Genomic DNA, 10,749 nt, shown 5'->3' on the forward strand with positions numbered 1-10,749 from the left:
TTCAGGCACAATCAGGCCGGCACGGCTCGTGGTCACGAAGAGAGTAACCGGTTTCATTCGCGGCAGGCCCTAATAACTTATTAAGTTGCGCGACATTGGCGGAGGTCAGACGTTGAATTCGTTTTGTGAAAATGACGTGATTGAGCATGACAACATTGCAATTCTTTGGAAAGATCACGACCGTGCTTTCGGCAGGACGTGGCGAGTTAATGCCGATGGCACGCAAACTTCTGTGCTAATCGTCCGGCCCACCGGCGAGCGCCCGACATCTGCCAGCCTGGATAGACTGTCGCATGAGTATCGATTAAAGGCCGAATTGGGCAGTGCATGGGCAGTTCGGCCGCTGGATCTTGTTCGTCAGGGCGATCGGACCGTGCTGGTGCTCGAAGATCCCGGCGGCGAGCCACTAGAGCGGCTGTTGGGAACACCGCTTCAGATCGACCGCTTTCTTCCACTGGCACTCGGCATGGCCCGCGCTGTGCGTCATGCCCACCAGCGGGGTCTGGTCCACGGCGACCTGAAGCCAGTTCACTTCGTCGTCAATGAGGCGACAGGGTCGGCGTGGTTAACCGGGTTTGGCCTTGCCGCACGGCTGCCACGCGAGCGCGAGACGCCCGCGCCACCCCTATTGCTCGCCGGCACGCTCGCCTACATGGCTCCCGAGCAAACGGGACGCATGAATCGCTCGATCGATACTCGCAGCGATCTTTACTCGCTCGGCGTGACGATCTACCAGATGCTAACGGGCTCCCTGCCATTTATTGCATTCGAGCCGATGGAATGGGTCCATTGCCACATCGCGCGCAATCCTGTATCGCCGGACGAGCGCCTGGCGCACATCCCGGCTCAAATCTCGGCGATCGTCATGAAACTGCTTGCGAAGACCGTGGGAGAGCGTTATCAAACGGCGGCTGGCCTCGAGCAAGATCTTCGCCGCTGTCTGACTCAATGGGAGACCCAAGGCAGAATCGACCGCTTCTCGATCGGCGAACGCGACATCCCCGGCCGGCTCCTGATCCCCGACAAGCTTTACGGGAGAGACCGCGAAATCGCGAAGTTGCTCGCGGCCTTCGATCGCGTCGTGCACACCGGATCTCCCGAGTTGGTGCTGGTTTCCGGCTACTCCGGTATCGGCAAGTCTTCCATCGTCAACCAACTGCATAAGGTGCTGGCTCCGTCGCGTGGACTCTTCGCAGCAGGCAAATTCGATCAATACAAACGAGATATCCCGTATTCGACGTTGGCACAGGCTTTGCGAAATCTGGTCCGACCACTCCTTGGCAAGAGTGAAAACGAACTCCGGGAATGGCGCGACGACCTTCGCGAAGCGCTGGGCCAGAACGGACGACTCTTGATCGATCTCGTTCCCGAGCTCGAACTGATCCTCGATGAACAGCCGCCCGTTACCGAACTTCCGCCTCAGCAAGCGCAAAGTCGCTTCCGGTCTGTGTTCCGGCGATTCATTGGCGTGTTCGCCTGCGCAAAGCATCCGCTTGCATTGTTTCTCGACGATCTGCAATGGCTGGACGCCGCGACTCTCGACCTTATCGCCGACCTGCTGACTCAATCGGACGTCCGGCATTTGATGCTGATCGGCGCTTACCGCGATAACGAGGCCGATGCCATGCATCCCCTGATACGCAAGCTCGGCGCTATAAAGATGGCTGCTTCAAAGGTCGAGGAGATAACGCTTGCGCCGCTTGGTTGCGAAGATCTGAGGCAACTGACGGCGGACGCGCTTTGTTGCGATCGCGAGCAAGCGGCACCTCTGGCGCAATTGGTGCATCTCAAGACGGGGGGCAACCCGTTTTTCGCGATTCAGTTTCTGCAGGTGCTCGCCGAAGAAGAATTGCTTTGCTTCGAGCATGAGGCGGGGTGCTGGAGTTGGGACCTCAAGCGCATGAGAACGATCGGCTACACCGATAACGTCGTCGAACTCATGGTGGGGAAGCTGAGTCGCCTGCCGCTGGAATGCCAAAATGCGCTACAGGAGCTTGCCTGTCTTGGGAACGTCGCGACGGAGGATACGCTTTGCATCGTTCATGGAACGTCGAAGGAGGACCTCCACGCGGATCTACGGGAGGCGCTTCGTTCAGGGCTCGTGGATCGCCTCGCGGGTGCATATCAGTTTGCCCACGACCGTATTCAGGAAGCCGCTTACTCGCTGATTGCGGATCAATCGCGCGCCGAAGCGCATCTGCGAATCGGACGCCTTCTCGTCGCACATACGCCCGCAGAAAGACGCGAGGGCTCGATCTTTGAAATTGTCAATCAACTCAACCGCGCCACCCATCTGATCACCTTACGAGAAGAGCGGGAGAAGTTGGCCGAATTCAACCTGATTGCGGGGAGGCGTGCCAAGGCCTCGGCGGCCTATGCCTCAGCGCTCAACTATCTCGTGGCCGGCGGGGCACTGCTGCGTGACTACGGCTGGCAACATCGCCACGAAGTCATGTTCGCGCTGCAGTTCGAGCGGTCCGAATGCGAGTTTCTGACCGGCGAGGCGGTAGCCGCAGAAGAGCGCTTGACTGTGCTTTCCGACCGCGCAGCGAATGCCGGGGAGAAGGCGAAAGTCGCTTGTCTGCGAATGAATGTGTGCACCACGCTGAATCGGAGCGACCGAGCCGTCGCCTTGGCACTCGACTACCTGCGCCGCGTAGGCATCGATTGGTCGCCACATCCGACGGTAGAGCAAGCACGGCGCGAATACGATCGAATCTGGTCCCGGCTTGGGAGCCGTACAGTCGAGGATCTTATCGATCTACCGCTGATGAGCGACTCCGAGTCGCTTGCCACTATCGAAGTGCTCACTGGAATGTGGCCGCCAGCCTGGCTTACGGACGCGAACCTTGCTTCCTTGACTATTTGCAGGGCGGTCAACCTGAGCCTCGAACGCGGCAACTGCGATGCATCGTGCTTAGCCTATGCTGGCCTTGGCAGGATCGCAGGGACACGCTTTGGCGACTACCAGGCAGGATTTCGATTCGGCCAGGTGGGATACGAACTCGTCAACCGACGCGGGCTTGTGGGCTTACAGGCCAGGACGCTTCACATGTTCAGCTTCGTTGAGCGTTGGAGGAACCACGTGCGGTCCTCCCTCGATTTGCTGCGGCGTACGTTCGAAGTCTCGAACAGAATCGGCGATCTGCTCTACGCGGCTTTCGCATGCAATAACCTGACCGCGGTTCTTCTCTTCGCAGGCGATCCGCTTGCCGACGTGCAACGCGAAGCCGAGCACGGCCTTACGTTTTCGCTGCGCGCGCGCTATGGCCTCGTCGCCGATGCCATCGTCACGCAACTCGCACTTATCCGGATGCTTCGCGGCCTGACGCCTGAATTTGGCCGTCTCGACGACGAACTGGCTTTCGAACATCACCTCTGCGCGGGCTCCGCCGCCGTTGATGAGTGCTGGTACTGGGTCAGAAAAATGCAGGCGCGCTATTTTGCCGGCGACTATGCCAGCGCGGTCAATGCCGCTTCGAAGGCGCAGCCGCTGCTTTGGCTAGCTACCTCGGAGGAGGCAGAATTCCACTTCTATGGTGCGCTGTCGTTGGCTGCATATTGCGAGCAGGTGCCTCCGAGGGAGCGGCAGAAGCATTTGGCGTCACTTACTGTTCATGAAGAGCGCCTGGCCATTTGGGCGAAGAACTGCCCAGAGAACTTCGAGAACCGGTTGGCCCTCGTGAGCGCAGAGATCGCCCGCCTCGAAGAACGCGAGCTCGACGCTCAACGTCTTTATGAGCAAGCCATCCGCTCGGCTCGCGCCAATGGCTTCGTTCACAACGAGGCGATCGCCAATGAGCTTGCCGCGCGTTTTTACACGGCACGTGGTTTCGAACGAATCGCGCAGGCCTATTTGCAGGATGCCCGGTGCTGCTATCTGCAGTGGGGAGCTCACGGCAAGGTGCGACAACTCGATGAGATGTTTCCGCATTTCAATATTGAGGAAGCTGTGCCCAATGCAACGAGCACGATCGGTATGGAAGTCGAGCACCTGGATCTCGGGACTGTAATGAAGGTGTCGCAGGCTATTTCGGGGGAGATAGTCCTTGAAAAACTGATCGACAGGTTGATGCGCACAGCGCTTGAACAAGCGGGAGCCCGACGCAGTCTGTTCATTCTGTTGGAAGACAACTCTCCACGGATGCAGGCGGAAGCCACGACTGCAGACCATGCCGTATTCGTCCAGCTGTGCGACGAGCCTGTGGCCTCAGCGGCTCTGCCACAGACGCTCCTCCGCCATGTCTTGCGAACGCGAGAGAACGTCGTTATCCATCATGCGTCCGCCGATTCCTGCTTTCAGTCCGATCCATACATCGTCGCGCATCAGTCTCGTTCGATTCTCTGCTTACCCGTGATCAGCCAAACCAGGCTTGTTGGTGTGCTATACCTCGAAAATGATCTGGCTTCGGGTGTGTTTGTTCGGTCGAGAGTCGCGGTCCTGAAGTTAATCGCCTCCCAGGCTGCGATTACACTCGAGAACGCGCGCCTCTATCGCGCGCTCGCGCAACGGGAATCAAAGATCAGACAACTAATCAACGCGAACATTGTCGGAATTATCATTTGGGATCTCGACGGTCGAATTCTCGAAGCCAACGACGCGTTTCTGAACATCGTCGGATACGCCCGCGAAGACCTCGTTTCTGGCCGGCTAAGTTGGACTGCCCTGACGCCAGCGGAATGGTTGGACTACGACATTCAACGGTGGGTGCCGAAGCTTGAGCTAACGGATACGGTGGAACCTTACGAGAAGCAGTATTTCCGTAAAGACGGTAGCCGTGTGTCCGTACTCATCGGTGCAGCGGCCTTCGAAGAAAATGGGCGGCAAGGTGTTGCGTTCGTACTTGATCTGACCGAGCGCAAAAAGGCAGAAGCCGAAGCGCGTGAAAGCGACCTGCGATACCGCGAAACGCAAATGGAGCTGGCGCACGCAAACCGTGCCGCGACATTGGGGCAGCTTACTGCCTCGATAACCCACGAAGTCAAGCAGCCGATCGCGGCGACGCAGATCAACGCGGCGGCCGCCCTGCGCTGGCTGGACGCCAAGCCACCGAATCAGGAGGAGGCCCGGCTAGCACTTGCGCACATCATTGACGACGCAAAGAGGGCTAGCCACATCATTGGCCGCATTCGTGACTTGTTCAAGAAAACCCTACCGCGCAAGGACACATTTGATATCAACGAGGCCATTGCTGAAGTGATCAAGTTAACTCGTGGCGAAGCGGCAAAGCACAGCGTCAAAGTCTCGACCATATTGTGCGAGGGATCGCCCAATGTGGTCGGTGACCGCGTTCAGATTCAACAAGTCATGCTCAATCTGATGGTCAATGCGATCGAGTCGATGAGTGCCTGGAGCAGCTGCCCGCGTCACTTGCTGATCAGCACGGTTGCCGATCTATCGAATCACGTGTCGATAGCTGTGGAAGACTCCGGCCCCGGACTGCCCGCACACCACATCGAGCGCATCTTCGATCCGTTCTACACGACAAAGCCGGGCGGCTTGGGCATGGGTTTGTCGATCTGCCGATCGATTGTCGAGGCACACGGAGGACGCCTGCTGGCTGTGCCAAACATGACTCGCGGTGCCAGGTTTCAGTTCACCGTTCCCGCCCGGCCCCTTGGCGGGTCATGATCCAAAGCCGGAAGCCGCTATCGCGTCCACTCGTCACGTCTGCCAGCCAAATCAACAAATCTGGTCAACTTGGGAACGACGCCTAGCGCTTCCGCTTTACGAACGAGGTCAGCCACTGATCCTGCAGCCAATTTTCTCATCGCATTACCGCGATGGACTTTCACGGTAATCTCGCTCAAGTCCATTTCGGCGGCGATCTGCTTGTTCAGCAAGCCAGCCACCACAAGGGTTACAATCTCGCACTCCCGTTTTGTGAGCGATTCGTAGGCATTTCGTAGCAGAGCAACCGATTCCTCGGCCTCCAGCCGTTCGCGGTCACGCTCGAGCGCGTGTGCTACGGCATCCAGCATATCCTGCTCGCGAAACGGTTTGGCAAAGAAGTCCAGCGCGCCTGCCTTCATCGCTTTGACTGTCATTTCAATATCGGCGTAGCCAGTCATGAACACGATCGGCATACGAATGCCGTTCTTCGTCACGTCTTCCTGAAACGAAAGCCCGTTTTCGCCGTGCAGTATGACGTCGAGGATCAGGCAGCTTGGCACATTGGGTTTCCGAAAATCGAGGAATTCCTGAGCCGACGAGAACGTCTCGACGCAGAGACCGGCCGAGCGCAGCAATACACTCAATGACCGCCGCATCGATTGGTCGTCGTCAATGACGTACACAGTCAACTTCCCCGTTCCCTGGTGAGTCGGCGTCAGAAAGGATTGCGAAAGCATGTCGGTTCCTCGTGGGCGCGCCGAGGACCTACAGCGGGGCACTCGCTCCCCGGCTGCACCTCGCACATCGCGCGCTACCGCGCGCTGATCCACCGAGCCTGCACTGCGCTGGCGATGGAATGATCGAGGATCAGAATACACGCGCGGCATGCGGAATACAATATACGTACGTATTGCGTCAACTCATGAAGAATCCGACCGCTGCACCGCACGGCCACATCCGTTTATTCGTCGCGGAGTAACGATAACAATGCACACCATTCCCACATACGTGCTACTGGCCTTTCACTTCGAAGCGGGCAAATTGTAACGTCCCTTATACCTAGATATCGTCGCGAACAATACCGCCAACACTTAATCTACTTGAAACGAGATAGACAGCGCGCCGCTCGTCGTCGTTGAAAAGAGAAGTGGGGGCGATATCTTGCAGACCACGCCTGTTGCCTCAATTGTCGACGACGACCAATCCTTTCGTCTCGCCCTGAGCAGCCTCGTTCGATCCATGGGATGGAACGCGCATTTGTACAAGTCAGCCGAGGCGTTTCTCGACTCCGACCGCGCGTCGGACACCACCTGCCTTCTTTGCGACGTTCGCATGCCCGGTATGTCGGGAGTCGAGATGCACGAGCGACTGCTTGCGCGAGGCATTGCACCACCCACGATCTTCATCAGCGCATTCCCCAGCTCCGAGCTGGAAGAGAGAGTACTGAGCAACGGCGCACTTGTGCTCCTCGAAAAACCACCTTCGACAGCGGCGCTCGTCCTTTGGCTTTCGAGCGCCCTGCGCGGCACCTGAAAGACGAATCCAATTCTCAACGCAGACGTCGCGGATGCAAGAACGACTCCGGATTCTTACGTCGTCAATGCGCCTGACGCCGCGTGTCGCACCACTTGAATCGCACAGCGCGTCTCCACTTCGGCTAGCGTTGGTTTAGCAAACCGGGCAATCGGATACGGCCACGTCACGAAGCTGAGGCTAGTCGATACCAACGTATGTTGCACGGCCTGCAGCCGATTACTAACATTGATCCGAGAATGGCTTCGATGGGCTTGTCAGAGATTCCAACAATCTGATGTGGCTCGAGCAGTTTCTTGCCAAGGACATCGTACTGCTTGCTACGTGCCTGGCGCTGCTTATCGACTCGCTGTCACGGCCATACAGTGCTTGACGAAACGTTGCGGTACGTCAATGGGTGGATCGGTCGTCCCGACCCCTGCGGCCTCCTAACCGGCGGAGAGTGGAATGCCGAAGAATACGTATAGCTCACAAATTGCCAGTGCTTCCAGTGTCAACAGCGCCTCGGCAAACCGTCACTCGCGCCGGCGCAATGCGTGCAGTGTTCGTATGCCCGAATGCGATCAGGCGTTGCGGTGGCGGCACATTACTACGGTGCTCGCAACCTGCGGCGGCGGTGAGCATGGGGATAAGCGATGCATGCTGCGGCACGCCGTCATTGAGAGCGCTTCGTTGGTCTTTGGCTGCAGCGGGCGCAATGCCACGATCGAGATTCTCGATCGACCTACCCCGCGATCGGCGGTCCTTTCATGGCGCGATCCAACTGGCAGCAGCTACGGATATCAGTTATGGCAAAAGCGGATTGCCAGGCAGACCGGAAGTTGCGCGCTGACAGGCATCCCGATACATCGCGGCGACATCGTCTTCCGGCCCCGCGGGGCGAGAATCAGACCAGCCAATGCATCGGCGATGATCCTCGCTACCTATATTGAACGGCCTCACCACCTACCTGAGCGCCTGTCCCGTGTGTAATCCGCGTGCGGCGCTGACGTCATAAAAAATCAGGAATCAAACGTTTGCTACGCGTGCGCGTTTCGGAATTGAAATGACAGGCCCCCTGTAGCGGACGTTCGCAGTGTTGTCGCAATAGATTGTGAACGTCCGCCTTTTTTGATGATTGAGGTATGCAGACCTGATTGCCGTGTTCACCGCGACGCACAAGCGGTGCGCGAAAAAAGCCGGCTGTGAGTTGCGTCTCCAGTAACCGGGACTATCGTGAACCCACACGAAATCCGCTATGACGTTTCTCAAGAGTGGCGAGGACCGATAGGTAAATGAGACTTCATTGGAGCGAGCAATGAAAAATGCAGGTCAAGTCCCCCTCTTCTTAACGACAAGCGCCGGAATCGCCAGTCGTCGGAAATCTGCAACCGGCAACGGCCGATTGCTTTTTTTGTGTTAACCAGCCGTGCCATAAAACGTCAACAGGTGATTTATGAAATACGCACTCGTTCGGACGCCTACTCCTGAGACTACGGAGATGAACAACGTAAGCGCCGGGTTTCCAGAATCTCGAAGGCGGCATGTTGTGCCTCGAGCGGTTAGTCCTCGATCCATCGTTCGGCTGAACCGTCGTGACCGACTGAAGACGGCAGCCGCGTCGTTGCGTTCGCCGAAGCGTCGGGCACGCCGTATCGCGTTGCGCGACCGCTGTCGATGGTGAGCAACTCGGCGGGCGACGGCATGCGCACTGATCATTGACCAGCCAAGGTCACACCTGTCGACACAATACTTTGGTGCAAGTGTATCGGTACGTCTTCGTTAAAAGATCCGACCAACTCGGCTCGGCGGTCCGATTAGCTTTTGAGGGTTTCTCGCGTGAAAGTCGAAGCTGTAGTATTCCGGCAATTGCGTCGCCTGGCCCCCGTTCTCGACGACATCCTGAACGCAGGCGAGCTCGAATATGCCGACCAGGCTGTGAACCTCGCTGCCTTAGCGAACGTGTGTTCACTGTTGTCTCACGAATATGCCAGGCGCTATCCAGACGATACCGAGCAAGCGCGTCGTGGAATCCGGATCTCCTGATCGCAGTGGGCAGCGGGTGCGTTGCCTGCTGCGCGGCTATCAATGTCGCGAGAGCGACTCATATTGCCTGTGGAGTCAAATAGGCATCCGACGAACCCTTGCACGGGACCACTATCGCGTTCAATTGGATTCGTTTACCGATCGCCTGCAACGGGAATGCGATTCATACAAATCATATTTATTAAGGAATGAAATTGATATGAAAAAAAATGAGAGGCGACTGCTTCAAAGCCTCGTAGCCGTAACCTGCGTCGCCCTGAGCGCGTCTGCCCACACCGCAGACCTGACACGCGATAACGGCTCGCCCGTTGGCGACAACCAGAACTCGCAGACTGCCGGTCCGAATGGGCCAACTTTGCTGCAGGATTCGCAATTGATCGAGAAGCTGCAACGCTTCGATCGTGAGCGCATTCCAGAACGCGTCGTGCACGCGCGCGGCACTGGCGCGTTCGGCGAATTCGTGCCCACAGGGGACATCAGCGATCTGACGACAGCGAAGGTGTTCACGCCGGACACGAAGACGCCCGTGTTCGTGCGCTTCCCGACCGTGATGGGCTACCGCGGTTCACCGGAGCAGGCACGCGATCCGCGTGGCTTCGCCATCAAGTTCTATACGACGCAAGGCAACTGGGATCTCGTCGGCATCAACTGGCCGATTTTCTTCATTCGTGACGCGATCAAGTTTCCCGACTTCGTCCACGCGAATAAGCCAGGTGCCGTGACCGGCGTACAGGATCCGAACGTCGCATTCGATTTCTTCGCGCACACGCCCGAGGCGACGAACATGCTGACACACCTGTACACCGACGAAGGCATGCCCGACTCGTATCGGCACATGGACGGTTTCGGTGTGCATGCGTTCAAGCTCGTCAACGCACAGGGGCAGGTGCACTACGTAAAGTTCCGTTTCAAGAGCCAGCAAGGCGTGCACGGCATTCGTCCTCAGGACATCCCCGGCACGATTGGTGCCGACTGGAACCTGATGACGAACGACCTGTACGGTGCACTGAAGGCGGCGAATGATCCGAAGTGGGATCTGTATATCCAGGTCCTGAGTCCGCAAGACCTGGCCAAGTTCGACTACGATGCGCTCGACGACACGAAAGTCTGGACCAGCGTGCCCGAGCGCAAGATCGGCACGCTGACGCTCAACCGCCTTCCGGACAATTATTTCGAGACGACTGAGGAGTCGGCATTTGCGCCATCGCGGATGGTTCCGGGCATTGAACCGTCTGAAGACCGCATGCTGCAGGGACGACTGTTCTCGTACGCCGACACGCAGATGTATCGTCTTGGCGCGAACTTCAACAATCTACCGATCAATCGTCCGCGCGTGCCGGTGGTGAATAACAACCAGGATGGGGCGATGAATAGCGGCGATCGCAAGGGCGAGGTGAACTATGAGCCCGCGAGCCTTGGCGAGATTCCACAGGATCCGCGCGACAAGTACGTCCGGACTCCGCTCACAGGCAGGACGCAGCAGGCTGCGATCGGCAAAACGCTCAACTTCCGGCAGGCGGGTGAGTACTACCGCACGCTGTCAATGCAGGACAGGCAGGATCTCGTGACGGCGCTGT

At 57.8% G+C, this 10,749-nt stretch carries 6 protein-coding genes; 5 read left to right on the forward strand and 1 reads right to left on the reverse strand.

Going from position 1 to position 10,749, the window contains the following annotated elements; all coding sequences use genetic code 11:
• Positions 1-112: 112 nt before the first annotated feature.
• A complete protein-coding gene (locus P0D89_RS36580; RefSeq protein ID WP_408366059.1) occupies positions 113-5,632 on the forward strand; it encodes a trifunctional serine/threonine-protein kinase/ATP-binding protein/sensor histidine kinase in 5,520 nt (1,839 codons plus the stop codon).
• A 17-nt stretch (positions 5,633-5,649) separates the two neighbouring features.
• Here the strand turns inward: P0D89_RS36580 and P0D89_RS36585 are convergent, their stop codons facing one another.
• Positions 5,650-6,351, reverse strand: coding sequence for a response regulator transcription factor (locus P0D89_RS36585; protein ID WP_408366057.1), 702 nt, complete (start codon positions 6,349-6,351; stop codon positions 5,650-5,652).
• Positions 6,352-6,775: 424 nt separating this feature from the next.
• Between P0D89_RS36585 and P0D89_RS36590 the strand changes: the two genes are divergently transcribed.
• From P0D89_RS36590 to P0D89_RS36605, 4 genes are all read left to right on the forward strand, one after another.
• Positions 6,776-7,147, forward strand: a complete 372-nt coding sequence (locus tag P0D89_RS36590) for a response regulator transcription factor (protein ID WP_408366055.1) — start codon at positions 6,776-6,778, stop codon at positions 7,145-7,147.
• 447 nt (positions 7,148-7,594) lie between these two features.
• Positions 7,595-8,119, forward strand: a complete 525-nt coding sequence (locus P0D89_RS36595) for a DUF3331 domain-containing protein (RefSeq protein WP_408366053.1) — start codon at positions 7,595-7,597, stop codon at positions 8,117-8,119.
• Positions 8,120-8,965: 846 nt separating this feature from the next.
• Entirely contained in the window at positions 8,966-9,172 is a 207-nt protein-coding gene (locus tag P0D89_RS36600; RefSeq protein WP_408366051.1) for a hypothetical protein, read from the forward strand.
• 199 nt (positions 9,173-9,371) lie between these two features.
• The coding region (locus P0D89_RS36605; RefSeq protein ID WP_408366049.1) for a catalase at positions 9,372-10,749 on the forward strand (1,378 nt) is incomplete at its 3' end.

The sequence above is a fragment of the Paraburkholderia sp. RL18-085-BIA-A genome (assembly GCF_046027075.1).
Classification (GTDB): domain Bacteria; phylum Pseudomonadota; class Gammaproteobacteria; order Burkholderiales; family Burkholderiaceae; genus Paraburkholderia.